Annotated in this window: 19 protein-coding genes and 1 pseudogene; 14 read left to right on the top strand and 6 right to left on the bottom strand. The window is 64.9% G+C overall.

Features of this window, described 5'->3' with window-relative positions; all coding sequences use genetic code 11:
* Positions 1 to 54 precede the first annotated feature (54 nt).
* From dadA to CCOS865_RS01310, 6 genes are all read left to right on the top strand, one after another.
* On the top strand, positions 55 to 1,356 hold the full coding sequence (dadA, locus tag CCOS865_RS01285; protein ID WP_119137183.1) for a D-amino acid dehydrogenase: 1,302 nt from the start codon (positions 55 to 57) through the stop codon (positions 1,354 to 1,356).
* Positions 1,328 to 1,681, top strand: a complete 354-nt coding sequence (locus CCOS865_RS01290) for a RidA family protein (RefSeq protein WP_119137184.1) — start codon at positions 1,328 to 1,330, stop codon at positions 1,679 to 1,681. Before dadA ends, CCOS865_RS01290 begins: the two co-directional genes overlap by 29 nt.
* Before the next feature lie 87 nt (positions 1,682 to 1,768).
* The gene (gene alr / locus CCOS865_RS01295) at positions 1,769 to 2,842 is read left to right on the top strand and encodes an alanine racemase (protein WP_119137185.1); all 1,074 of its coding nucleotides are present in this window, start codon (positions 1,769 to 1,771) and stop codon (positions 2,840 to 2,842) included.
* Between the two features lie 109 nt (positions 2,843 to 2,951).
* Positions 2,952 to 3,500, top strand: a complete 549-nt coding sequence (locus tag CCOS865_RS01300) for a cupin domain-containing protein (protein ID WP_119137186.1) — start codon at positions 2,952 to 2,954, stop codon at positions 3,498 to 3,500.
* A gap of 135 nt (positions 3,501 to 3,635) precedes the next feature.
* On the top strand, positions 3,636 to 4,058 hold the full coding sequence (locus CCOS865_RS01305; protein WP_208644487.1) for a c-type cytochrome: 423 nt from the start codon (positions 3,636 to 3,638) through the stop codon (positions 4,056 to 4,058).
* A gap of 218 nt (positions 4,059 to 4,276) precedes the next feature.
* Positions 4,277 to 6,139, top strand: coding sequence for an acetyl-CoA hydrolase/transferase C-terminal domain-containing protein (locus CCOS865_RS01310; RefSeq protein WP_119137187.1), 1,863 nt, complete (start codon positions 4,277 to 4,279; stop codon positions 6,137 to 6,139).
* A 34-nt stretch (positions 6,140 to 6,173) separates the two neighbouring features.
* Here CCOS865_RS01310 and CCOS865_RS01315 read toward each other — a convergent pair whose 3' ends face one another.
* Together CCOS865_RS01315 and rep are read right to left on the bottom strand one after the other, a co-directional pair.
* The gene (locus CCOS865_RS01315) at positions 6,174 to 6,746 is read right to left on the bottom strand and encodes a xanthine phosphoribosyltransferase (protein WP_119137188.1); all 573 of its coding nucleotides are present in this window, start codon (positions 6,744 to 6,746) and stop codon (positions 6,174 to 6,176) included.
* Between the two features lie 64 nt (positions 6,747 to 6,810).
* Positions 6,811 to 8,820 carry a DNA helicase Rep gene (gene rep, locus CCOS865_RS01320; RefSeq protein ID WP_119137807.1) on the bottom strand — a complete coding sequence of 670 codons (2,010 nt, stop codon included), beginning with the start codon at positions 8,818 to 8,820 and terminating at the stop codon, positions 6,811 to 6,813.
* Positions 8,821 to 9,236: 416 nt separating this feature from the next.
* On the opposite strand from rep, the gene CCOS865_RS01325 reads away from it, so the two are divergent.
* Positions 9,237 to 10,823, top strand: a complete 1,587-nt coding sequence (locus tag CCOS865_RS01325) for a putative bifunctional diguanylate cyclase/phosphodiesterase (RefSeq protein WP_415842580.1) — start codon at positions 9,237 to 9,239, stop codon at positions 10,821 to 10,823.
* Positions 10,824 to 10,931: 108 nt separating this feature from the next.
* On the opposite strand, the gene CCOS865_RS01330 is transcribed toward CCOS865_RS01325, so the two are convergent.
* The gene (locus tag CCOS865_RS01330; RefSeq protein ID WP_119137190.1) at positions 10,932 to 12,320 is read right to left on the bottom strand and encodes a NorM family multidrug efflux MATE transporter; all 1,389 of its coding nucleotides are present in this window, start codon (positions 12,318 to 12,320) and stop codon (positions 10,932 to 10,934) included.
* Positions 12,321 to 12,476: 156 nt separating this feature from the next.
* Between CCOS865_RS01330 and CCOS865_RS01335 the strand changes: the two genes are divergently transcribed.
* The 3 genes and pseudogenes from CCOS865_RS01335 to CCOS865_RS28630 all read left to right on the top strand — a co-directional run bounded on the left by CCOS865_RS01335 (position 12,477) and on the right by CCOS865_RS28630 (position 15,552).
* Positions 12,477 to 13,409: a LysR substrate-binding domain-containing protein gene (locus CCOS865_RS01335; protein WP_119137191.1), complete on the top strand. Its 933-nt coding sequence runs from the start codon at positions 12,477 to 12,479 to the stop codon at positions 13,407 to 13,409.
* Between the two features lie 157 nt (positions 13,410 to 13,566).
* Positions 13,567 to 14,688: pseudogene (locus CCOS865_RS28625) on the top strand (Cache 3/Cache 2 fusion domain-containing protein); the annotation flags it as partial.
* 132 nt (positions 14,689 to 14,820) lie between these two features.
* A complete protein-coding gene (locus CCOS865_RS28630) occupies positions 14,821 to 15,552 on the top strand; it encodes a methyl-accepting chemotaxis protein (protein ID WP_425272946.1) in 732 nt (243 codons plus the stop codon).
* 90 nt (positions 15,553 to 15,642) lie between these two features.
* Here CCOS865_RS28630 and hglS read toward each other — a convergent pair whose 3' ends face one another.
* Both hglS and CCOS865_RS01350 read right to left on the bottom strand, forming a co-directional pair.
* The gene (gene hglS / locus CCOS865_RS01345; protein ID WP_119137193.1) at positions 15,643 to 17,037 is read right to left on the bottom strand and encodes a 2-oxoadipate dioxygenase/decarboxylase HglS; all 1,395 of its coding nucleotides are present in this window, start codon (positions 17,035 to 17,037) and stop codon (positions 15,643 to 15,645) included.
* A 242-nt stretch (positions 17,038 to 17,279) separates the two neighbouring features.
* Positions 17,280 to 18,170 carry a LysR family transcriptional regulator gene (locus CCOS865_RS01350; protein ID WP_119137194.1) on the bottom strand — a complete coding sequence of 297 codons (891 nt, stop codon included), beginning with the start codon at positions 18,168 to 18,170 and terminating at the stop codon, positions 17,280 to 17,282.
* A gap of 137 nt (positions 18,171 to 18,307) precedes the next feature.
* Here CCOS865_RS01350 and amaB point away from each other — a divergent pair, with 137 nt between their 5' ends.
* Together amaB and amaA are read left to right on the top strand one after the other, a co-directional pair.
* The gene (gene amaB / locus CCOS865_RS01355) at positions 18,308 to 19,798 is read left to right on the top strand and encodes an L-piperidine-6-carboxylate dehydrogenase (RefSeq protein ID WP_119137195.1); all 1,491 of its coding nucleotides are present in this window, start codon (positions 18,308 to 18,310) and stop codon (positions 19,796 to 19,798) included.
* A gap of 69 nt (positions 19,799 to 19,867) precedes the next feature.
* Positions 19,868 to 21,154 (top strand): L-pipecolate oxidase, encoded by a 1,287-nt coding sequence (gene amaA, locus CCOS865_RS01360; RefSeq protein ID WP_119137196.1) that lies wholly within the window; start codon positions 19,868 to 19,870, stop codon positions 21,152 to 21,154.
* Between the two features lie 113 nt (positions 21,155 to 21,267).
* On the opposite strand, the gene CCOS865_RS01365 is transcribed toward amaA, so the two are convergent.
* On the bottom strand, positions 21,268 to 22,695 hold the full coding sequence (locus tag CCOS865_RS01365) for a mechanosensitive ion channel family protein (RefSeq protein WP_119137197.1): 1,428 nt from the start codon (positions 22,693 to 22,695) through the stop codon (positions 21,268 to 21,270).
* Between the two features lie 281 nt (positions 22,696 to 22,976).
* Here CCOS865_RS01365 and CCOS865_RS01370 point away from each other — a divergent pair, with 281 nt between their 5' ends.
* Complete coding sequence (locus CCOS865_RS01370; RefSeq protein ID WP_119137198.1) at positions 22,977 to 24,551, top strand: methyl-accepting chemotaxis protein; 1,575 nt, start codon at positions 22,977 to 22,979, stop codon at positions 24,549 to 24,551.
* Between the two features lie 275 nt (positions 24,552 to 24,826).
* Entirely contained in the window at positions 24,827 to 25,456 is a 630-nt protein-coding gene (gene ycaC, locus CCOS865_RS01375; protein ID WP_119137199.1) for an isochorismate family cysteine hydrolase YcaC, read from the top strand.
* Positions 25,457 to 25,847 lie beyond the last annotated feature (391 nt).

The raw sequence follows: 25,847 nt of genomic DNA on the forward strand, positions 1-25,847 counted from the left end.
CATCCATGCCATTCAAACAAAACAGTGCGGTGCGCCGCGCGCGAGGGATGAACGATGCGAGTTCTGGTACTTGGTAGCGGTGTGATCGGAACCGCCAGCGCCTATTACCTGGCCCGGCAGGGTTTTGAAGTGACCGTGGTCGACCGCCAGCCAGCGGTCGCCATGGAAACCAGCTTCGCCAACGCTGGCCAGATCTCGCCAGGTTATGCCTCGCCGTGGGCCGCCCCCGGCGTGCCGCTCAAGGCCATCAAGTGGCTGCTCGAACGCCACGCCCCGCTCGCCATCAAGCTCACCGGCGATGTCGACCAGTACCTGTGGATGGCGCAGATGCTGCGCAACTGCACTGCCAATCGTTATGCGGTGAACAAGGAGCGCATGGTGCGGTTGTCCGAGTACAGCCGCGACTGCCTCGACGAGCTGCGCGCCGAAACCGGCCTGGCCTACGAGAACCGCGCCCTGGGCACCACCCAGCTGTTCCGCACCCAGGCCCAGGTCGATGCCGCGGCCAAGGACATCGCCGTGCTCGAGCAGTCTGGCGTGCCCTATGAGCTGCTCGACCGTGACGGCATTGCCCGCGTCGAACCGGCCCTGGCCGGGGTCAAGGATATCCTCGCTGGCGCCCTGCGCCTGCCCAATGACCAGACCGGCGACTGCCAGCTGTTCACCACCAAGCTGGCCGAGATGGCGATCAAGCTGGGCGTCGAGTTCCGCTTTGGCCAGGACATCCAGCGCCTGGACTACGCCGGGGACCGGATCAACGGCGTGTGGATCGACGGCAAGCTGGAAACCGCCGACCGCTACGTGCTGGCGCTGGGCAGCTACTCGCCGCAGCTGCTCAAGCCGCTGGGCATCAAGGCTCCAGTCTACCCGCTCAAGGGCTATTCGCTGACCGTGCCGATCACCGACCCGGCCATGGCCCCGACCTCGACCATTCTCGACGAAACCTACAAGGTCGCGATCACCCGGTTCGACAACCGCATCCGGGTTGGCGGCATGGCTGAAATCGCCGGTTTTGACCTGTCGCTGAACCCACGTCGACGCGAAACGCTGGAGATGATCGTCAACGACCTTTATCCTCGCGGCGGCGACCTGAGCCAGGCGAGCTTCTGGACCGGCCTGCGTCCGGCCACCCCGGACGGCACGCCGATCGTCGGTGCGACCTCGTTCCGTAACCTGTTCCTCAACACCGGTCACGGCACCCTGGGGTGGACCATGGCCTGTGGCTCCGGTCGCCTGCTGGCTGACCTGATCGCCAAGCGCAAGCCGCAGATCAGCGCCGAAGGCCTCGATATTTCCCGCTATGGCAACCACAAGGAGATCGCCAAGCATGGCAATCCAGCGCCAGCTCACCAATGAGCGCATGAGTCAGATCGTCACCCACAACGGCACCGTGTACCTGGCGGGCCAGGTCGGTGATGACCTGAACGCCGGCATCGAGCAGCAGACCCGCGAGACCTTGGCCAGCATCGAGAAGCTGCTCGACCAGGCCGGTACCGACAAGCGCAATCTGCTTTCCGTGACCATCTACCTGAAAGACATCGATGCGCACTTCGCCGGCATGAACGCCGTCTGGGACCAGTGGCTGCCTGCTGGCGTCGCCCCGGCCCGTGCCACCGTCGAAGCCAAGCTGTGCGAGCCAGAAATCCTCGTCGAACTGTCGGTGGTCGCCGCGCTGCCGTAACCGTTCCTCACCCCGGCACGCTGGCACCTGACCCCGCTGGCGTGCCGGGGACTCATTGCCCACCCGAATTGCCAGAAGGCTGCCGCCATGCGTCCCGCCCGTGCCCTGATCGACCTCCAAGCCCTGCGTCACAACTATCGCCTGGCCCGTGAATTATCCGGCGCCAAGGCCCTCGCCGTGATCAAGGCCGATGCCTATGGCCACGGCGCGGTGCGGTGTGCCCTGGCCCTGGAAGCCGAGGCCGATGGCTTTGCCGTCGCCTGCATCGAGGAGGCGCTGGAGCTGCGTGCGGCAGGCATCAAAAGCCCGATTCTGTTGCTTGAGGGCTTTTTCGAGGCCAGCGAACTGGCGCTGATCGCCGAGCATGAACTGTGGTGCGTGGTGCACTCGCTGTGGCAGCTCGACGCGATCGAGCAGACCCCGCTGGCCAAACCGCTGAAGGTCTGGCTCAAGCTCGACAGCGGCATGCACCGCGTCGGCCTGCACCCCAAGGACTACCACAACGCCTACCAGCGCCTGCTGGCCAGCGGCAAGGTCGCGCGCATCGTGCTGATGACCCACTTTGCCCGTGCCGATGAGCTGGACGCCGACGCCACCGCCCAGCAGGTCGCGGTGTTCGAGGCGGCTCGCCAGGGCCTGAGCGCCGAATGCAGCCTGCGCAACTCGCCGGCGCTGCTCGGCTGGCCGCAGGTGCCGAGCGACTGGGTGCGCCCCGGCATCATGCTGTACGGCGCCACGCCGTTCGAGGTGGCGCAGGCCGAGGCCAATCGCCTGCAGCCGGTGATGACCCTGCAATCGCGGATCATCAGCGTGCGAGAGCTGCCAGCCGGTGAGCCGGTCGGCTACGGGGCGAAGTTCATCAGCCCGCGACCGACCCGGGTCGGCGTGGTCGCCATGGGCTACGCCGACGGCTACCCGCGCCTGGCGCCCACCGGCACCCCGGTGATGGTCGCGGGCAAACGCACCCAGCTGATCGGCCGGGTGTCGATGGACATGCTCTGCGTCGACCTTACCGACATCCCCGAAGCGACCCTGGGCAGCCCGGTGGAACTGTGGGGCAAGCAGGTGCTGGCCAGCGACGTGGCGCAGCAGGCGGGCACCATCCCGTACCAGATCTTCTGCAACCTCAAGCGCGTACCGCTGGACTATATCGGCGAATAAGGCGCTGAAGCGGACAGGCTGGGGCTTCGAGTGTTGTAAATACTGAACGGCATTGCCATGATATCGTTCACACTCGACCCCCATCCCACTGTTTCAGGAGGCTCCAGCTTTGGACGTCGGCGAACGACTGCAAGCCATCCGCAAGCTCAAGGGCCTGTCCCAGCGGGAACTCGCCAAGCGCGCGGGGGTGACCAACAGCACCATCTCGATGATCGAGAAAAACAGCGTGAGCCCCTCGATCAGCTCGCTGCGCAAGGTGCTCAGCGGCATTCCCATGTCCATGGTCGAATTCTTCTCGGTCGAACTGGCCGCCGAGAGCCCGACCCAGATCGTCTACAAGGCCCACGAGCTGATCGACATTTCCGACGGCGCGGTGACCATGAAGCTGGTCGGCAAGTCGCACCCCAACCGTGCGATCGCCTTTCTCAACGAGGTCTATCCGCCGGGCGCCGATACCGGTGAAGAGATGCTCACCCACGATGGCGAAGAGACCGGCATCCTCCTCGAAGGCCGCCTGGAGCTGGTGGTCGGCAGCGAGACCTTTCTGCTCGAAGCCGGTGACAGCTACTACTTCGAAAGCACCCGCCCGCACCGGTTTCGCAACCCGTTCGACGAGCCTGCACGGCTGATCAGCGCGGCTACACCGTCGAATTTTTGATCCAGCGCAGCGTATTGATTCGCTAATACCCCTTTCCTGTGTGTGGTCGTTTCACGGCTGTTGGGATCCCGCTATACTTTTCAACGCCTGCAATTCGTGACTGCTGGCGTGATTAGCCACCATGAGGGTGTACGCGTGAACCAAATCAAGAAGATGCTGGCCGTACCAGCAGCCGTTTTCGCCCTCTGGGCACTCAATGCACACGCAGCAACCAATGACGATATTGCCAAGCGCCTGGAGCCGGTCGGCCAGGTGTGTGTCCAGGGCCAGGAATGCAAGGGCATGGAAGTGGCCGCGGTGGCCAGCGGTGGGGGCGCCAAGACCCCTGACGAGATCATCGCCAAGCACTGCAATGCCTGCCATGGCACCGGCCTGTTGAATGCGCCGAAGATCGGCGACACGGCCGCCTGGAAGGAGCGCGCCGATCACCAGGGTGGCCTGGACGGCATTCTCGCCAAGGCGATTACCGGGCTGAACGCGATGCCGCCCAAAGGCACCTGCGCGGATTGCTCGGATGAAGAGCTCAAGGGTGCGATCCAGAAGATGTCTGGTCTTTGAGCCGTGACTGATTTTACCAAGCCCGCCTGTATGGCGGGCTTGGTTGTTTCTGGGCGCATATTTTTCTGTGTCCTTTTCGCGGGTAAACCCGCTCCTACAGGTTTCGGCGGCGCTGCAAAACCCTGTGGGGGCGGGCTTGCCCGCGATGAAGGCGATGCAGTAATGCCAGGCCGCTCACGGTCCAACCCCTGACCGCACGGATGTCACAGGAGGCACAGATGGCCCACAGCTGTTCCATCGACCAGGCCGTAGAGCATGTCCTGGACCACCTGCCCGCCCATATCCACATGGGCCTGCCCTTGGGCCTGGGCAAACCCAACGCCTTCGTCAACGCGCTCTACGCCCGCGTTCGCGCGCTGCCCGAGCGCCGCCTGACGATCTACACCGCCCTGACCCTCGGCCGCCCACCGCTGGGCGACGGCCTCCAGCGGCGCTTTCTCGAGCCTTTCATCGAGCGGGTCTTCGCCGACTATCAAGAGCTCGACTATCTGGCCGACCTGCGCAGCGACCGGCTGCCGCCAAACATCCGCGTCGAGCAGTTCTTCATGCAGCCCGGCAGCCTGCTGCACAGCGCCATGGCCCAGCAGGACTACGTCAGCAGCAACTACAGCCATGCGGCCCGCGACATCAACGCCAAGGGCCTCAACCTGGTCGCCCAGCTGGTGGCCGAGACGCCCGAGTGCCCCGACCAGCTGAGCCTCGCCTGCAACCCGGACATCACCCTCGACCTGCTGCCGATGATCGCCAAGCGCCGCGCCGCGGGCGAGACCGTCCTGCTGCTCGGCCAGGTGCATGCCGAGCTGCCCTACATGCCTGGCGCTTCAGAGCTGAGCCGCGATGCCTTCGACCTGCTGATCGATGAGCCTGAACGCCGCCGGCTGTTCTCCACGCCGAACATGCCGGTCGCCACCCAGGACCACTGCATCGGTCTGCACGCCAGCAGCCTGGTGCGCGATGGCGGCACCCTGCAGATCGGCATCGGTGCGATGGGCGACGCGGTGGCCGCGGCCTTGCTGGCGCGGCAGGGTGACAACGAGGGTTATCGGGCGCTGCTGGCCGAACTCGATGTGCAGCCCTGGCAGCACCTGATCGAGCGGGAAGGGGGCCTGGACGCCTTTGCCCAAGGCCTGTACGGCTGCAGCGAGATGTTCGTCAACGGCCTCTTGGCGCTGGCCGAGGCGGGCGTGGTGCGCCGGCCAGCCGATGAGCACGGGGTATTGGTGCACGGCGGCTTTTTCCTCGGCCCACGGGCGTTCTACCAGCGCCTGCGCGAGATGCCGTTGGCGCAGCGCAAGCAGTACGCCATGACCGCCATCAGCTTCATCAACGAGCTGTATGGCGATGAGGCGCTCAAGCGTCGCCAGCGGCGTGATGCGCGTTTCATCAACACGGTGTTCGGCATGACCCTGATGGGCGCCGGGGTCGCTGATCAGCTGGAAGACGGCCGGGTGCTCAGCGGCGTCGGCGGCCAGTACAACTTCGTCGCCCAGGGCCATGCGCTGGAAGGCGGGCGCTCGATCCTGCTGTTGCGCAGCTGGCGCGAGGCCGGCGGCGAGGTGACCTCGAACCTGTTCTGGACCTACGGCCACTGCACCATCCCCCGCCACCTGCGCGACATCGTGGTGACCGAGTACGGCATTGCCGACCTGCGCGGGCAGACCGACAGTGAGGTCATCGCCCGCTTGCTGGCGATCAGTGATTCACGTTTTCAGGGCGAGTTGATGGAGCAAGCCAAGGCGGCGGGCAAGCTGGCTAAGGGTTTCGAGCTGGACCAGCGCTTCTGCAACAACACGCCGGAGCGGCTTGAAGGCGTGCGTGAGCGGCATCCGCGGTTGTTCCCGGAGTATCCGTTGGGGAGTGATTTCACGGCTGAAGAGCGTGATCTGTTCAGGGCGCTGAACTGGTTGAAGAGCAAGTTCAAGCTGAGCGAAGTGCTCGAGCTGGGTCGGGCGGCACTCGATGCGCCGGCGCCTGAAGCCTATCCGGCACAGCTGGCGCGGATGGGGCTGGAGCAGCCGCAGGGGCTGAAAGAGGAGCTGTACCAGCGATTGCTGCTGGCGGGATTGCAGGCAACCCGGTGACATTGGGGCTGCGAGCAGCCCCAACCAAACGCCGTTACTCGATGAAGCTGACCACGCCGCCTTCCAGCGACTTCACCCGGGCCAGCGACTCAACGCGGTAACCCTGGCTGTCCAGCTCGGCACGGCCGCCCTGGAACGACTTCTCGATGACGATGCCCAGGCCGGCAACGGTAGCGCCAGCCTGCTTGATGATCGAGATCAGTGCCTGCGACGCCTTGCCGTTGGCCAGGAAGTCGTCGATCACCAGTACACGGTCGCTGCTGTTGAGGTGACGCGGCGAGATCGCCACGGTGTTCTCGGTCTGCTTGGTGAAGGAGTACACCGAGGCGCTCAGCAGGTTCTCGGTCAGGGTCAGCGACTGGTGCTTGCGGGCGAAGATCACCGGCACACCCAGTTTCAGACCGGTCATCACCGCCGGCGCGATGCCCGACGCTTCGATGGTGACGATCTTGGTCACGCCGCTGTCGGCATACAGACGGGCGAATTCGTCACCGATCAGCTGCATCAGGGCAGGGTCGATCTGGTGATTGAGAAACGCGTCGACTTTGAGAACCTGGTCGGAAAGCACGATGCCTTCTTCGCGAATCTTCTGCTGCAGTGCTTCCACTGGTGTAATCCTCGATGTAGCAAAAGTGGCCACGGCTGTGTGCCGCAGCAAAGTTTAAAGGTGATTAGCGCTTGAGCATGGCCCGTATATCGGCCAATGCGTTGTTGCCACGCGCGGCTTTGACTTCCACCGGCGCATCATCCAGGCCTTCCCAGCACAGATCGTCCGGCGGCAGTTCGTCGAGGAACCGGCTGGGCGTGCAGTCGATGATCTCGCCGTACTGCTTGCGCTTGGCGGCAAAGGTGAAGGCCAGTGTCTGGCGCGCGCGGGTGATGCCCACGTAAGCCAGCCGGCGCTCCTCTTCGATGGTGTCGGCCTCGATGCTGGAGCGGTGCGGGAGGATCTCTTCTTCCATGCCCATGATGAACACGTAAGGGAATTCCAGGCCCTTGGAGGCGTGCAGGGTCATCATCTGCACACCTTCGGCGTTGTCTTCTTCTTCCTGCTGGCGCTCGAGCATGTCGCGCAACACCAGCTTGCCGATGGCGTCCTCGATGGTCATGTCACCCTCTTCGTCTTTCTCGAGGGTGTTCTTCAGCGCATCGATCAGGAACCAGACGTTGCTGATCCGGAAGTCCGCCGCCTTGTCGCTGGCGGTGTTCTGGCGGATCCAGTTCTCGTAGTCGATGTCGCGGACCATCTCGTGCAGCGCGGCGATCGGGTCGTCCAGCGCGACCTTGTGACGGACCCCGTCGAGCCAGTGCTTGAAGCGCTGCAGGCGCTCGGTGTAGCGCGCGTCGAGGTGCTCGCCCAGGCCCATCTCGTCGCTGGCGGCATACATCGACACGCCGCGCTCGGTGGAATAGTTGCCGAGCTTCTCGAGGGTGGTCGAGCCGATTTCCCGGCGCGGCACGTTGATCACCCGCAGGTAGGCGTTGTCGTCGTCCGGGTTGACCAGCAGGCGCAGGTAGGCCATCAGGTCCTTGACCTCCTGGCGGCCGAAGAAGCTGTTGCCGCCCGACAGGCGATACGGCACCTGGTGGTGCTGCAGCTTGAGCTCGATCAGCTTGGCCTGGTAGTTGCCCCGGTAGAGGATGGCGAAGTCGCTGTACGGGCGGTCGGTGCGCAGGTGCAAGGTGAGGATTTCCATGGCCACGCGCTCGGCCTCGGTTTCCTCGTTCTTGCAGCGGATCACGCGGATCTCGTCGCCGTGGCCCATCTCGCTCCACAGCTGCTTCTCGAAATCGTGCGGGTTGTTGGCGATCAGCACGTTGGCGCAGCGCAGGATGCGGCTGGTGGAGCGGTAGTTCTGCTCGAGCATGACCACTTTCAAGGACGGGTAGTCGTCCTTGAGCAGCATCAGGTTTTCGGGGCGGGCGCCGCGCCAGGCGTAGATCGACTGGTCGTCGTCGCCGACCACGGTGAACTGGTTGCGCATGCCGATCAGCATCTTCACCAGCAGGTACTGGCTGGCGTTGGTGTCCTGGTATTCGTCGACCAGCAGGTAGCGCACCTTGTTCTGCCAGCGCTCGAGCACCTCGGGGTTTTCCTGGAACAGCTTGACCGGCATCAGGATCAGGTCGTCGAAGTCCACCGCATTGAACGCCTTGAGCGTGCGCTGGTAGTGGGTGTAGACGATGGCGGCGGTCTGCTCGCGGGGGTTGCGGGCTTTTTCCAGGGCCTCGGCGGGCATGATCAGGTCGTTTTTCCAGGCACCGATCATGTTCTTGATCTCGTCGATGCCGTCGTCGCCGGAGTATTCCTTCTGCATGATGTCCGACAGCAAGGCCTTGATGTCGGTCTCGTCGAAGATCGAGAACCCCGGCTTGTAGCCCAGGTGCTGATGCTCCTTGCGGATGATGTTCAAGCCCAGGTTGTGGAAGGTGCACACCGTCAGGCCCCGGCCTTCGCCCGCGCGCAGCAGGGTACCGACCCGCTCCTTCATCTCGCGCGCGGCCTTGTTGGTAAAGGTCATGGCGACGATGTACTGGGCACGGATGCCGCAGTTCTGGATGAGGTGGGCAATCTTGCGCGTGATCACGCTGGTCTTGCCGGAGCCGGCACCGGCGAGCACCAAAAGAGGGCCGCCGACATAGTCACAGGCTTCTTGTTGCCGGGGATTGAGTCGGGACATGCTAGGAACCGGGGTCGCCAGAAAATAGCCGCGCATTCTAACAGGCCTGTGGCGGTTATGGCGCGACCGTCTGACGCCGGAGTCAGACTTTTGCTCGGCCGGCGCTCGCCCGGTCACCGTTCGAGCCGCTGCCAGCGGCCGGGCCAGGGCGTTACTGACAAGATCAGGAGGCTGGCGAAATCGGATTTGCCGGTTCGCCAACTTTCGCGCAGGATGCACGACAAAATACGTCGGAAGCGCCCCACGGAAGGGTATGTATTAAAGTGAAAATCATTTTCACTCATGCGGTAGGATACCGCGCGTTCACCGTGTCACCGACCCCGCCCTGAGGAGCCCGCTTGTCCACGCCTGTCGAACCCTTGCGTTTGCTGCTGTTGGCTGATGAGCCGGAATGGGCCGCCCGTTTGCGCGACTGCCTGCAGCCATTGGCTGGCAGCGCCGTGCTGCTGACCGCGCCGAACTGGGAGGCGGTCGACAGCCTGTTCGCCCGCGACCGCCAGGCGGTGGTGCTCGCCACGCCGGCGTTGCTGCCAACTCCGGGCCGCTGCGAGCTGCCGACCATCCTGTTGCTCGAGGACGAGCCCGACGCCGCGCCTGCCGGTGTCAGTGACTGGCTGGTGCAGGCGCAACTGACCAGCGACACCTTGCGCCGCTCGCTGCGCCATGTGCGTGAGCGCGGCGTGCTGGTGGACACCTTGCAGCGCCTGGCTGAACAGGACCCGCTGACCGGCATCGCCAACCGCCAGGGCTTTCAGGCCCTGCTGACCGCACGCCTGGCGGAAAACGACGGCCGCGGCGTGGCCCTAGGCCATCTCGACCTGGACAACTTCCGTCACGTCAACGATGCCCTCGGCCACCAGGGCGGCGACCGCCTGATCCTGCAGGTGGTCACGCGCCTCAAGCAGCAGCTCGAAGCCGGCGATCAGCTGGCCCGGCTGGGCAGCGACGAGTTCGCCCTGCTGATCGACACCCGGCGCGACACCCACCGCGCCGAGTGGCTGGCCGACCGGATCGTCGAAGCCCTGGCCGAGCCGTACTGGATCGACGGCGAGAGCCTGCTGGTCGGTTGCAGCCTGGGCCTGGCCCATGCCCGCGCGCAAGGCGGCGCCGACCCGTTGATGTGGCATGCACACATTGCCATGCGCCAGGCCAAGGCCATCCAGGGCTGCACCTTTCATGTGTTCAACGAGCGGATCAACCGCAACGCCCGCAGCCTCGCCGACCTCGAAGGTGAACTGCGCCGGGCCTTGCGCCGTGACGAGCTGGAGCTGCATTACCAGCCCCGGCTGAACCTCGCCGATGGCAGCATCGTCGGCCTGGAAGCCCTGGTGCGCTGGAACCACCCCGAGCGCGGCTTGCTGGCGCCGAGCGAATTCGTGCCGCTGGCCGAGCAGAGCGGGTTGATCGTACCGCTTGGCTACTGGGTCATTTCCCGCGCGTTGCGCGACATGCAGGCGCTGCGTGAACAAGGCCTGCAGCCGCTGCACATGGCAGTCAACCTGAGTTTTCGGCAGTTCCAGGACAGCCAGCTATTGGCGACCCTCAGCCGCCTGATCATCGAGCACGGCGTCGACGCGCGCTGGCTGGAGTTCGAGCTGACGGAGACGGCGGTGATGCGCCGCAACGAGGTGGTGCGTCAGACCATGGACGCACTGGGGCGGCTGGGCGTGCGGTTCTCGCTGGACGACTTCGGCACCGGGTTCTCGTCGTTCGTCCACCTCAACAGCCTGCCGATCACCTTGCTCAAGGTCGACCGCAGCTTTGTCGGCGGCATGGAAATGCGCGAAGAGAACCGCAAGCTGGTGCACGCCATGATCAACCTGGCGCACAACCTCAACCTGGAGGTGGTGGCCGAAGGCGTCGAGAGCGAAGAGCAGATGGCCTTGCTGCGCACGTTCGGTTGCGATCAGGTGCAGGGCTTCCTGGTCAGCCGCCCACTGCCGGTGGCCGAGCTGATTGCTTACCTGACCCAAGTGCCGGGAACTGGCATTCGCGCCGTCTGATCCGAGCCCATCATGAGGGCCTGCACGGCGCTGTCTATTGTGGGAGCGGCCTTGCCGGGGCGCCGGACCGGTCGGAAAGGGCCGCAGAGCGGCCCCAGCGATCTCCAGTCAGGCCGAGACGGTCGCCTTGCCACGCGCCGCCGCCTTGCCCAACAACCGCCGCATCCGCCATTCGAAGCCAAAGGTCAGCGCCACCGAGGCACAGGCCAGCCCCAACGCCAGCCCCCACCAGATCCCCACCGCGCCGCCACCCAGGTTGAAGGCAAACAGCCAGGCCGCGGGCGCGCCCACCAGCCAGTAACAGCACAGGCCGATCAAGAAGGTGGTCTTGGCATCCTTCAAGCCCCGGATCGAGCCCATCGCAATGGCCTGCACGCCATCGAACAATTCGAACCACGCCGCCACCATCACCAGGCTCACCGCCAACTGGTAGATCCCGGCAAACGCCGGGTCATCGCGATTGATGAACAGCCCCACCAGTTCATGCGGCAACAGCAGGAACAGCGCGGCAAAGGCGAACATCAGCAGCGCGCCAAAGCTGATCCCGACGCGCCCGGCACTGCGCGCGGCCAACAGGTTGCCACCGCCGTAATACAGCCCCACGCGCATGGTCACCGCATACGACAGCCCGGTCGGCACCATGAACGCGGTAGAGACGATCTGCAGGGCGATCTGGTGCGCCGCCAGCTCGGTGCTGCCGAGCACACCCATGCACAGCGCGGCAAAGGCGAACAGCCCGACCTCGACCATATACGTGCCGCCAATCGGCAGCCCCAGCCGCCACAGCTCACGCAGCGCCGGCAACGACGGCCGCGACAGGCCCTTGCGCAGCGGGTAGTCGGCATAGAACCGGTGCCAGCGGATGTACAGCGCGAGCGCCACGGCCATGCCCAGCGAGACCACCGCGGTCACCATGCCGATACCCATCAGGCCCAGCTTGGGCAGGCCGAACATGCCTTCGATCAGCGCATGGTTGAACAGGTAGTTGAGCACCGTGCCCACCAGGCTGATGACCATCACCGGCGTCGAATGGCCCAGCGCACTGGTAAACCCGCGCAGCGCCATGAAGGTCAGGTAGCCGGGCAGGGCCAGTGGCAGCAGGGTGAGAAAGGCCATGGCCGCCTCGACGTTGTCGGGCTGCTGGCCGAACATCAACAGCACCGGCCCGAGGTTCCACAAGGCCAGCGCCGCCCCCAGCGCCAGGCCCCAGGCCAGCCAGATCCCAGCCTGGGCCAGGCGCGTCGCACCGGCGATGTCACCGGCGCCCTTGCGGATCGCCACCAGGGTACCGACGGCGGCGATCACCCCCAGGCAAAAGATCGACACGAACGAGTAGCTCGCCGCACCCAGGCCGCCACCGGCCAGGGCCTGCGGGCTGATGCGGGCCATCATCAGGGTATCGGTGAGGACCATCAGCATGTGCGCCAACTGCGAGGCGATCAGCGGCCCGGCCAGGCGCAGCAAAGCCTTGAGTTCAGTGGTGGGCGCGACGTGCATGGGCGGGGGTCCTTTTCTCGGGCGGTGGGCAAGGGGACGATTCTGAGGCTTTGGTCAACATTGCACAAAAGGATAAAAGCGATCGTTGGCATGAGTTGAACTCATGCCGGTATGATTTCACTCAACGCTTCGATGGCCCCAGATAATAGGCACGACATGTCCCGTCAGCTTCCACCGTTGTATGCGTTGCGCGCATTCGAGGCCGCTGCCCGGCACAGTTCGTTCACCCGGGCGGGCGAGGAGCTGTCGATCACCCAGAGCGCGGTCAGCCGGCATATCCGCACCCTTGAGGAGCACTTCGCCTGTCGGCTGTTCGTGCGCAGCGGGCGCAGCCTGCAACTCACCGAAGCGGCGCGCATGCTGCTGCCAGGAGTACGCGACGGCTTCGCCTCGCTGGAGCGGGCCTGCGATACCTTGCGCGGCGAAGATGACATCTTGCGCATGAAGGCGCCGTCGACCCTGACCATGCGTTGGCTGCTGGCGCGTTTGAGCCGTTTTCGCCACCTGCAGCCGGGCAACGAAGTGCAGCTGACCAGCGCCTGGATGGATGTCGACCATGTCGACTTCAACCACGAGCCGTTCGACTGCGCGGTGTTGCTCAGCGATGGCGTGTTCCCGGTGGATTGGGAGGTGCGCCGGTTGTTCTCGGAGCTGCTGATCCCGGTCGGCGCCCCGGAGCTGCTGGACGATGCGCCGTGGGATGAGCGGCGCCTGGCCGCTATCGAGCTGCTGCACCCGACCCCGGACAAACGCGACTGGCGCAGCTGGCTGGCGCGCATGGGCCTGGCCGACAAAGTGTCGCTGAAGGGCGGGCAGGTGTTCGATACCCTCGAGCTGGGCATGATCGCCGCGGCCCGTGGCTACGGCATCTCCATGGGCGACCTGCTGATGGTCGCCGAAGACGTGGCCCAAGGCCGCTTGAGCCTGCCGTGGCCGACGGCGGTGGCCAGTGGCATGGACTATTACCTGGTGTGGCCGCGCACCCGCCCGGGCGGTGAGCGCTTGCGCAGGCTGAGTGCCTTCTTGCAGGAAGAGGCGAGCACGATGCTGCTCCCCGATGTGCAGATACTGCCGGCGCCGACCCAATAAAAACGTTTGCGAATACCCCGGTCCGACACTCAAGTATTCGTGCGCGACGCCGATCTACTGGCACCAGCGTCCCGCATAGAGGGCGCGATTTCCCGTAGATCGTAGCGGGTGGTCAGCGTGATCAGGACGATCCCGGCCTCTTGCCAGGAGCTTGCCCATGTCTCAACCCCGTGCCCGAATTGCTTCGCAGCTCGGTATTGCCCTCGCCATCGTGCTGGCCTTGGTGATCACCGGCAGCACCCTGTTCGCCCTGCGTTCGCTGGACAACGCCAACCTCGCCACCCGCCAGGAACACCTGGCCAGTGAAGCGCGGCTGCTGGCTGACCAGCTGGATACCTTTCACGGTTCGCTCAAGGACAACACCCAACGCCTGAGCGGCCTGTTCGAGCGGCGCTTCGCCTCGGGCCTGACGTTGCGCCCAGGCGAGACCGCCACCGTCGCGGGCCAGCCCACCCCGGCGCTGTACCTGGGTGAGCACCTGCTGAACAACGATTTCCGCCAGGTCGACGAGTTCCAGCAGATGACCGCCGGCGTCGCCACCCTGTTCGTGCGCAGCGGCGATGACTTCATCCGCATCAGCACCTCGCTGACCAAGCAGGACGGCAGCCGCGCCATCGGCACCCAGCTCGACCGCCAGCACCCGGCCTACGCCAAGCTGATGGCCGGGCAGACCTACGTCGGCCGTGCCACGCTGTTCGAACGCAACTACATGACCCGCTACGTGCCGGTGCGCGACGCCAGCGGCCAGGTGATCGCGGTGTTGTTCGTCGGCTTCGACTACACCGATGCGCAGAACGCCCAGTTCGCCAACCTCAAGCGCTTCCGCATCGGCCACACCGGCTCCCTGGCGCTGCTCGACGAGCAGGGCAAATGGTTGGTGCCGCCGGCGGCTGTACGCGATGCCGACGCTTCAGCGCAGGCCGCCAAGGACCTGGCATTGCAGCCCGGGACCGGCGGCTTCTGGGCCAGCGCCGATCAGCAGCTGTTCAGCGTCGCCATGCCGTTTGCCGAAGGCCCGTGGACGGTGGTCGCGAGCATGCCGGAGGCGGAGATCCGCGACGTGACCTGGAACGTCGGCCTGCGCCTGGCCATCGGCAGCCTGCTGGCGATGCTGCTGGCGGTCGCCGCCACGTTGTTCCTGCTGCGGCGCAAACTGCGCCCGCTCGGCGACCTCGTGCGCCAGGCCGAAGCCCTTGGCGCCGGTGACCTGAGCGCGCGGCTGGTGGTCAGCAGCCAGGATGAAATCGGCCAGCTGGCGCGCAGCTTCAACCAGATGGGCGACGCCCTGTCGACCATGGTCGAGCACATCCGCAGCGCCTCGGAGCAGGTCAGCGGCCGCGCCCGCTCGCTGGCGGGGTTGTCGTCAGGTGCCTGCGAAGGCATGGACCAGCAGTCCGGCGAGATCACCAGCATGGCCGGCGCGGTGGAAGAGTTCAGCGCCACCTCGATGAACATCGCCGACAATATGGCCGGCACCGAGCGCATGGCCCGCGACAATGCCCAGCACACCCGCATTGGCCGCACCGCGATGGACGAAGCCTCGGCCTCGCTGCGCCAGATCGCCGATGCCTTGGGCGGTACCGCCGAAGTGATGGACACCCTGGGTGCCCGCTCGCAGGAGATCGGCGGCATCGTCGGGGTGATCACCGCGATTGCCGAGCAGACCAACCTGTTGGCGCTCAACGCGGCCATCGAGGCGGCGCGCGCCGGTGAGCAGGGCCGTGGGTTTGCCGTGGTGGCGGACGAAGTGCGCGGGTTGGCGGCGCGGACCCGTTCGGCGACCGATGAAATCTCCGGGATGATCGGCAGCATTCAACAGCAGACCGGGCACGCCATCAGCACCCTGGAGCAGGGCAACCGCTTGATGCAGGAGGGGCTGGAGCGCAACGTCAAGGTGGCCGATGCGCTGGCGCGTATCGACGAGCAGAGCCGCACTGCCGGTGAGCAGTTTGCCGCGATCAGCACGGCGACCCAGGAGCAGAGCAGCACGGCGACCGTGCTCAGCCGCAACCTGCAGAGCATCGCCCAGGCCAACAGCGAGCAGCGCGATGTGGCCAATGAGCTGGCGACTACGGCGCGTGAGCTGGAAGGGCTGGCGGCGCAGTTGCGTCAGGAAGTGGATCGGTTTCGGGTCAATGGCTGACTGAGCAGACGCCATCGCGGGCAAGCCCGCGCCTACAAGGTTGTGCGGTCCTTGTAGGAGCGGGCTTGCCCGCGATGGCGATCCTGAGCCTTACAACGTGCCCAGGTTCAGCGCCTGCGCACAGGCCTGCAGCGAGCGCCGCTCGCTTTGCGCATACAGCGCCAACTCATCCTGCACCGGCAATTTCAGCGCTGCCTCGAAGGCTTCGCGGTTGGCGTTGCTGCCGTATTCCGCCTGGGCATCGTCGCCCAGGTTGGACTGGAAGATGCCCGCCGCACTGACCGGCAGGAAGTCTTCATAGACCAACGCCTCGAAGTGCACATGCCCGGCATCGATCAGCCCTTGCAGGCTGGTTGGACGCCCTGCCTGCTCGCGCGCCGCCAGGCCTTTCTCGGTGGCAAAGTAGCGGAAGTACGCCAAGCCCTGCTCACGCATCTGCGCCAGGTCATCCGGGAACGCGGCAAACTGCGTTTCGAGCAATGCCCGATAGGCATCTGCATTGGCCTCCGCCGGCACCCCGCCGAGCGCGGCACGGGTGGCATCGAGCAGCGTGTCATACAGCTGGCGACCCTTCGGCGTCAGCGCTGCGCCACGCTGTTCGATCTCGCCGAAGCGCGCGGTGTGGCTGCCTTCGTGGCCTGCCTGACCCTTGAACGCGACCTTCTCCTGCAGGGCCTTGAAGCTGGTCTGGCGCAGCAGGATCGGGTGCCGGCGGGTCGGCGGGCCTTCGACCACGGCCTTGGGCGGAATGCCCTTGGCCGGCATGCCCCGCTGGATCGCGTCGATGTCCAGGGTGCGCGGGGTCAGGTGATTGATGTGCGGGCCCTTGAACGCCACCACGTCGGCAATCAGCCGGTGCTGGTCGTGCAACTGCTGGTACTCCTCAGGGGTGACCGTCGCGTCATGGTGCCAGCGGAAGGTGTGCAGGGCCTCGTTGACGAAGGTCTCGGCGTCGGCGGCATTCAGGCCGTTGTCGCGCTCGCACTGGGCGATCAGCTCGAGTACCCGAGGGGTGAAGATCTGCCGCTTGGCCAGGATGCTTTCGGCGAGGGCGCGCAGTTGCGGGTTGTCGATCAGCTCCAGGCGCAGCAGCGAGGTGAACACGCGGAACGGGCTGACATGCAGCGACTGCTCGTGCACCGCGCGGAACGCCGTCGAGTGCACCGGCACGCCGGCCGAGCTGAGGTCGTAGTAGCCGACCGGGGCCATGCCCATGACCGCGAACAGGCGGGCGATGGTCGCCAGCTCGTCTGCGGTGCCGACGCGGATGGCGCCGTGGCGCTCCTGGTCGAGGCGCTCGACTTCGCCGGTCCAGCGCAGGGCTTCGGCGACTTTGGGCTGGGTATCCATGACCTGCTGGTTGATCTCGCTCACCAGCGCCAGCAGCGTGCCGTAGAGGGGCACTTCCTGTTTGTACATGAGCGACATGGCGGCAGAAAACTGCGCGCGGATGCTGTCTGGGCTGACGAAATCGTGGGCGGGCATCGCTAGCTTCCTGGTGGTGAGTGGGCCAGTACATGAAAGCGGGGAATGCACTTGGGCCACAAGCGAAAAAAAGTAGAGGTGTCATTCCCTTTTAGATCGATGTCGCCTGTTTGGGGCCGCTGCGCGCCCCTTCGCGGGTAAACCCGCTCCCACAGGTTTCTGCGGCGCTGCAAAACCCTGTGGGAGCGGGTTCACCGGGACGCCGGACCGCCGCGAAGGGGCGCGCAGCGGCCCCGGCAATCTCAGCCGCCCAGCTGCTCCCGGGTCCACTCCAGCAACGCCCGCACCTTGGGCACCTCGGCCGCATGCTCGGCAAACGCCAGGTAATGCGCGCCATTGCTGCGCATCGCGTGATTCCAGGCGATCACCAGGCTGCCGTCGGCCAGCTCCTTCTCGACCAGGTAACGCGGCACCAACGCCACCCCACACCCCGCCTGCGCCGCACTCAGCGCCATATAGAACGTATCGAAGCGCGGCCCGTGATAACTGTTGTCGGTATGCAGCCCTTGCTCGAGGAACCATTCGTGCCAGGCCTCCGGCCGTGAGGTGCTCTGCATCAGCACCAGCTCGGCCAGCGCCCCGGCATCCGCCAGTTCAGCCCCCTGCAGCAACTCAGGCGCGCACACCGGCACCACCTCTTCACGGAACAGCTCGACGCAGGTCGCCCCCGGCCAGGTGCCCTGGCCGAAGAAGAACACCACGTCGGCAGAGCCCTGCAACAGCGAGAACGGCTCCTGCTCGTTGCGGATATCCAGGTGGATGTTCGGGTGGCGCTTGCCAAAGCCCTTCAAGTGCGGGATCAACCAGCGCACGCCAAAACTCGGTTGAGTGGCTACCTTCAATATCTCCGTCTGCTCGCCGTAGGTGAGTACGTAGCGGCTGGAAATGTCCACCTGGGTGAGGATCTTGTTGACCTCGGCCAGGTACAGGCTGCCGGCCGGCGTCAGTTGCAGGCGCCGGCGGATGCGCAGGAACAGGTGGTGGCGCAGCATCTCTTCGAGCTGCGCGACCTGCTTGCTGACCGCACTCTGGGTCAGGTGCAGCTCTTCGGCGGCGCGGGTAAAGCTCAAGTGACGGGCTGCGGCTTCAAAGCACTGCAGGGCCGTCATCGACGGCACCAGACGTTTGGACATAGCAGTCTCTATGGCTAGGGGATCATGACCTGACGGAATGATATGCGGAATAAAGGTCGTTTGTTGCACCTGTGTGATCGGATTAATACTGATCCACATCACCTTTACCACCCTTCACCCCATGTAGGAGAAGCATAATGGTTGCTGCACTGCTCGAGCGCCTTGGCGTTGCCACCGAGGCTTACACCCAGGGCGACTACCCTGTTCACACCCCGATCGACGGTAGCCAGATCGCCACGGTGAAGCTGCTCGGCAAGGCCGAGACCACCGCGCGCATCGACCAGGCCCATGCCGCTTTCGACGCCTGGCGTACGGTACCGGCCCCGCGTCGCGGCGAGCTGGTGCGTATCTTTGGCGAAGTCCTGCGCGAACACAAAGCCGACCTCGGCGAGCTGGTCTCGGTCGAAGCTGGCAAGATCACCCAGGAAGGCCTGGGCGAAGTGCAGGAAATGATCGATATCTGCGACTTCGCCGTCGGCCTGTCGCGTCAGCTGTACGGCCTGACCATCGCCTCCGAGCGCCCAGGCCACCACATGCGTGAATCCTGGCACCCACTGGGCGTGGTCGGCGTGATCAGCGCCTTCAACTTCCCGGTCGCCGTCTGGGCGTGGAACACCGCGCTGGCGCTGGTCGCCGGTAACGCCGTGGTCTGGAAACCGTCCGAGAAGACCCCACTGACCGCACTGGCCTGCCAGGCGCTGTTCGAAAAAGCCCTGAAAGTCTTCGGCGATGCCCCAGCAGGCCTGGCCCAGCTGGTGATCGGCGGCCGTGAAGCCGGCGAAGCGCTGGTCGACGACCCACGCGTACCGCTGGTCAGCGCCACCGGCAGCACCCGCATGGGTCGCGAAGTCGGCCCACGGGTTGCCGCACGCTTCGGCCGCAGCATCCTCGAGCTGGGTGGCAACAACGCCATGATCCTCGCGCCAAGCGCTGATCTGGACCTGGCCGTGCGCGGCATCCTGTTCTCCGCTGTCGGCACCGCCGGCCAGCGCTGCACCACCCTGCGCCGTCTGATCGTCCACCGTTCGATCAAGGACGAAGTGGTTGCCCGCGTCAAAGCCGCCTACGCCAAGGTGCGCATCGGTGACCCGCGTGAAAACAACCTGGTTGGCCCGCTGATCGACAAGCTGTCGTTCGACGCCATGCAAGGTGCACTGGCCAAGGCCCGTGACGAAGGCGGTCAGGTGTTTGGCGGTGAGCGCCAGCTGGCCGGTGACTACCCGAACGCCTACTACGTTTCGCCGGCCATCGCCGAGATGCCTGCGCAAAGCGAGGTGGTCCGCCACGAGACCTTCGCGCCGATCCTCTACGTGCTGGCCTACGACGAGTTCGAAGAAGCACTGCGCCTGAACAACGAAGTGCCACAAGGCCTGTCGTCGTGCATCTTCACCACCGACGTGCGTGAAGCTGAACGCTTCCAGAGCGCCTCGGGCAGCGACTGCGGCATCGCCAACGTCAACATCGGCACCAGCGGCGCTGAGATCGGCGGCGCGTTCGGTGGCGAGAAAGAGACCGGCGGTGGTCGTGAGTCCGGCTCGGATGCCTGGAAGGGCTACATGCGTCGTCAGACCAACACCGTCAACTACTCGCGCGAGCTTCCGCTGGCGCAGGGTATCGTGTTCGACTGATGATCGTTCAAGGGCCGCCTGGCGGCCCTTTTTGATGCAGCGCAAAAAGAATAAAAGCTGGAGCCGGTCATGCCCGAATTGCGTCAAGAATGTCTGTGGGAACACGTCACCAAACCGACCGTTGCCGCCCAGGCCCTGGCCGGTGAGCACACGGCGGATGTCTGCGTGATCGGCGCCGGTATCACCGGCCTGTCCGCCGCCATCCACCTGCTCGAACAGGGCAAGTCGGTGATTCTCCTCGAAGCCTGGAAGGTCGGCCACGGCGGCTCGGGGCGCAACGTCGGCCTGGTCAACGCCGGCACCTGGATCCGTCCCGACGACGTCGAGGCGACCCTCGGCAAGCAGCAGGGCAGCCGCCTCAACAAGGCACTCGGTGAAGCACCTGGCGAGGTATTCGCCATGATCGAGCGTCTGGGCATCGACTGCCAGGCCCAGCACAAAGGCACCTTGCACATGGCGCACAACGCCACCGGCATCGCCGACCTGGAGGCCCGTCACCAGCAATGGAGCCGACGTGGCGCCGATGTCGAGCTGCTGACCGGCGCGCTGTGCCAGGAATACTGCGGTACCGACAAGATTTCCGCCGCGCTGCTCGACCGCCGCGCGGGCACCATCAACCCGATGGCCTACACCCAAGGCCTGGCCGCTGCCGTTGCGCGGCTGGGTGGCAAGCTGTTCCAGCACTCCGCGGTCGAAGGCCTTGAGCGCGCGGGTGATGGCTGGCAAGTGAACACCGCCCGCGGCAGCGTGCGGGCCGAAAAAGTGGTGATCTCCACCGGTGCCTACACCGAGGGCGACTGGAGCAACCTGCAGAAGCACTACTTCCGCGGCTACTACTACCAGGTCGCCTCGACCCCGCTGCACGGCGCTGCGGCCGACAAGGTCCTGCCGCATGGCCAGGGCTCGTGGGACACCCGCACCGTGCTCAGCAGCATCCGTCGCGACGACCAGGGCCGCCTGCTGCTCGGCAGCCTGGGCCGGGTCGACAACAAGCCGGCGTGGTTCGTGCGCAGCTGGGCCGACCGGATCCAGAGCCATTACTACCCGGAGCTGGGCAAGGTCGAGTGGGAAATGCACTGGACCGGCTGCATCGACTTCACCCCGGATCACCTGATGCGCCTGTTCGAGCCTGCACCGGGCCTGGTCGCGGTGACCGGCTACAACGGGCGCGGCAATACCACCGGCACGGTGATTGGCCGGGCGTTTGCCGAGTTCTTGCTCAAGGATGATCCGGAGCGCCTGCCGGTGCCGTTCTCGCCGATGAAAGCCGTGAGCGCGCCGTCGTTGCGCACCGCCTTCTACGAGTCGGGCTTCTCGCTGTACCACGCCGGGCAGTGTTTGCGGGTCGTCTTGTAGCTTGCCTGTACCGGCCTCATCGCGGGCAAGCCCACTCCTACAGGTACCTGGCAGCTTTCAATATCTGCGCAAATCCCTGTAGGAGCGGGCTTGCCCGCGATGGGGCCCAACGGCTATTTGTGCAGCCAGCTCAGGAAGCCACCTTTCTTCACCACGGCAGGCTTCTGCATCAACAGCGATTCCCGGCTCTGCCGCCGGAACCGCTGCAGCTTGCTCAGCGCCAATTGCACATCGCCGCGCTGCTCCAGGCAACTGCGCACCTGCGCCTTGTCGATGCGATAGAGCACGCAGCCGGTAAGGGTGCGGAACTCCACCGACGAGTCCTCGTCATCCACCAGCCCTTCGATCGCCAGCACCTCGCCAGGCCCCATGCGCCCAGCCTCGACCAGCCGCTCGCCATCGCGCACCGAGGCCGAGACCACGCCGCTGCCGATCACCAGCACATGCTCCGAGCGCTCGCCAACGCCGAGGATCACCTGATCGACCAGGTACTCCAGGGTCGTCATGTGCTGGCTCAGGCTGTCGCGCTCTTCGCTGCTCAGCGAGCGGAACACCCGCACCTCGTCCAGCAGCTCACGCTGGCGGCTGCGCGGGGCCAGCGCCAGGTCGACGTTCCACATCACCCCGCTGGCCTCCAGGTGCCGGTGGGCGAGGTCGAACAGCTGGTTGCGCACCTCGGTCTTGCTCCCCGCGTCGGCGACGAAGCCACTCGCCTCGTACTCCACCGACTCCAGCGTCGACGCCTTGACCGTGACCTTCGGCGCCGGTGTGGCGAGCAGCGCGGAGGTGCCCTGCAGCGCCTTCTCCAGCGCATCGAACACGCGTTTGGGGCGCATCTTGGCCGGCACCACCACGCTGATCGAAACCCCGTGCCGATCAGCCGGGCGACTGTGGTTGAGCAGCTTGGCCTTGGCCGCCACCGAGTTGGGGATCACCGCCAGGCTGCCGCTGCCGGTGATCATCCGGGTGGCGCGCCAGTCGATGTCGACCACCTTGCCTTCGGTGCCGTCGATCGAGATCGAATCGCCGATCTGGTAGGGCCGCGTGGTGTTCAGCACGATCCCCGAGAACACATCGCTGAGGGTGCTCTGCAAGGCCAGGCCGATGACGATGGCCATCACCCCGGAGGTCGCCAGCAGGCCCTTCACCGGCAGCTGCATCACATAGGCCGCCGCGGCGACCACCGCCACCAGGAAGATCAGCGCCCCCAGCACGTCCTGCAACAGCCGCCCGCCGTGGCTGCCGCGGGCCACCAGCAACAGGCCGAAGACCACCGTCACCGTCCGGGCGCCGAACAGCCACCAGCCGATCGCCAGCACCGTGGCCATCAGGTTGCGCGACACATCGTCGACCCAGGGTGGCGGCTGCAGCGGGCTCATCCCGGCGGCCAGCAGCACCCAGCTGAACAGCAGGAAGATCACCAGCCGCGCAGCGATGCGCCAGGGTTGGCGGTGCAGCGGGATCAGTTGCCAGAGCAGCAGGTCGAGCAGGATCAGACAGGTGCCGAGCAACAGCGGGTAAGACTGGATGAACGCCAGCATGACGGTCTCGGGGCAGGGGAGGGTTGAGGCGTAGTAAAGAGCAGGCGTTGTGAACAAGCAACAGGGTTGTGGTGGTGCCGGATCTGGCGAGTCGCACGCCCATTTTCACGGCGCGGCGAAGGGGCGTACCTCGCCTGGCAATCAGCGGCGTTGACCCTGATCAGCGACCCAAAATGGTGCGGTAAACATTTGCAGCTCATTAATGGCACTTTGCCCTAAAGCTCCGGGGAAATGGTCCGATAGCGAGGCCATAAGATCGTCACGCACTTCAAGGAGCGTTCATGTTGCGGGCACTGTCATTGGAAAACCTCACTGTCACGCGCAAGCTGGGGCTCGGTTTTGGACTCCTCCTGGCATTGGCGGTGATGCTCGCTGGCACGGGGTTGCAGGGATTGCGCAATGACGAGCAGTCGCTTCAGCGGATCAGCCGACTGGGCTCGGTGTTCGATGAGACCGTGTATGCCCGGGAGGCCAATTTCAAGTTCGCCCTGAGCACTGACAAGGCCCACTTGAGCGGCCACGCCGAGCACGAACACAACCTCCAACAGGCACTCACCGAGTTGCTCGGCGACGTGCAGCAGGGGCAATGGCCGATGGCCGACCTGCAGACCGTAGAACAGCTCAACGCCGGGCTTCAGGCTTACAGCCTTGCGCATCGAGCGGCACAGACAGCCCAGCCGGTCAGTCCGGACGCCGTCTTGCGGGCCAACGAGCTGTTGTCTGCCCTGCAGGCCAACATCAATGTGCTCTACAAGAAAGAAGAGGAGCGTGCGGCGGCCAGCGTCAGTACGGTCGTGTCGATCCTGTTTGGCGTCACGGCGACCGCACTCCTGTTGGGTGCGTTGATTGCCTGGGTGATTGCCCGGCAGATCATCCAGCCCTTGCGCCAGACCTTGGTGGCCGCTGAGCGCATTGCTCAGGGCGACCTCACGGTGGAACTGCACAGCGCGCGCCGCGACGAGCTGGGGCAACTGCTGCGTGCGATGGGCAACATGAGCCTGCGTTTGCGCGAGGTGATCACCCAGATCGGCAAGGGCTCCTCGCAACTGGCTGTTTCGGCCAGCCAGTTGGCGACCATCACCACCCAGACTCAAGCGGGCACCCAGAGCCAGAAGAACGATGCCGAGCACGTTGCGACCGCCATGAACGAGATGACCACGATGGTCCAGGCGGTTGCGCGCAACTCCGAAGATGCCGCCCTCGCTGCGCGCCAAGCGGATCAGGAAGCCAGCGGCGCTTCGCACATTTCGCACAACGCCATCCAGCAGATCGAGGCGTTGGCGGATGAAGTGGGTGGCTCGGCGGAGTCGATGAGCCGCCTGCACGAGGAAATCGAGCGGATCGCCAGCGTCCTCGGGGTAATCAAGTCCGTGGCCGGGCAGACCAACCTCCTGGCGCTCAACGCCGCCATCGAAGCCGCGCGTGCCGGCGACGCCGGACGTGGCTTCGCGGTGGTGGCCGACGAGGTGCGAAACCTGGCAAAACGCACTCAGCAGTCCTCCGAAGAGATCGAGCAACTGATCGGCGAATTGCAGCGCATCGCCGACGAAAGCACGCAGATCATGACCTCCAGTGTCGAGCAGACCCAATCGACCGTGTCCGGCGTGCGCAACACCGGCGAGGCGCTCGGCGCCATCACCCGCCAAGTGTCAGAGATCCAGCAGATGAGCCTGCTGATCGCCAGCGCTGCCGAAGAGCAGACGTCGGTGGTTGCCGCCATCAACCGCAGCGTCCTGAATGTGCGCGACACCGCGGACCAATCGGCCTTGGCCAGCAGCGAGATTGCGGCATCGAGTATCGAGCTCGCGCGCCTGGGGACTGATCTGCAGAGTCTGGTGGTGCATTTCCGCACCTGAGGGTAATGGGCAGCCGCAACGCGCTGACTGCTGACAAGTCATCACCCACTCAAATCGAAAAAGGCCGACATCCCTATGAGGATGCCGGCCTTTTTTCATTCTGGCGGCCCGGCGAAGAAGGCCTGGCCCGGCGATGCACTCCCATCGTTCACAAAACAGAACGCTAAAGCCAAATTTCGCTATCTACCGCTCCAAAGGTGTTGGTTTTAATCTTTACCCATCAACGCGAAACACCCAACTTACTCGAAATCAAAACCACCTTTAGGAGCTTCACCATGGCTAACTTCAAATACAACCGCCTGAACAAAGACGACGCTGCCGTGCTGCTGGTCGACCACCAGGCAGGCCTGCTGTCCCTGGTCCGCGACATCGAGCCGGACCGCTTCAAGAACAACGTGCTGGCCCTGGCTGACCTGGCCAAGTTCTTCAACCTGCCGACCATCCTCACCACCAGCTTCGAGCAAGGCCCCAACGGCCCGCTGGTACCGGAACTGAAAGCGCTGTTCCCGGATGCCCCGTACATCGCCCGTCCAGGCCAGATCAACGCCTGGGACAACGAAGATTTCGTCAAAGCGGTCAAGGCAACTGGCAAGAAGCAGCTGATCATCGCTGGCGTAGTGACTGAAGTGTGCGTGGCCTTCCCAGCCCTCGCAGCGCTGGAAGAAGAGTTCGACGTGTTCGTGGTCACCGACGCCTCCGGGACCTTCAACGAAATGACCCGCGACGCCGCTCATGACCGCATGAGCCAAGCCGGCGCCCAGCTGATGACTTGGTTCGGCGTGGCCTGCGAGCTGCACCGCGACTGGAGGAACGACATCGAAGGCCTGGCCGCGCTGTGCTCGAACCACATCCCGGACTACCGCAACCTGATGACCAGCTACAACGCGCTGACTGCGGGTAAGTAAATACACACACTCAAATCGAAAAGGCCGGCATCCCTGAAAGGGGGCCGGCCTTTTTCACTTCAGCTGAGTGCACAGGGTACGCAAGCCTTCACCCCTTTGTGAGCTCAAGCAGTGCGACGGCCATTAACAGCCATAGTGCGCCGATGGCGGTAAGCCAGGACGCTAGTCGCATTCTGCGTCGAAGGTAAGTGGGAAAGTCTCGACTATCTTCGGCATCAAGCCCCCGTTTTTTTACTGAGTAATCAGGGAAACACAGCAAACCACTCATGGCACTGACTACCATGGCCCGGGATAGCAGGCTGTTCGTTCCCCAAAGGCACAAGTACATGTGGAGGGAGCTGCTTCGCCGCAGTGCAGTAATCATGACCCTGAAGTGTCGGGAACCTGCGAT

It is taken from the genome of Pseudomonas reidholzensis (assembly GCF_900536025.1).
Classification (GTDB): domain Bacteria; phylum Pseudomonadota; class Gammaproteobacteria; order Pseudomonadales; family Pseudomonadaceae; genus Aquipseudomonas; species Aquipseudomonas reidholzensis.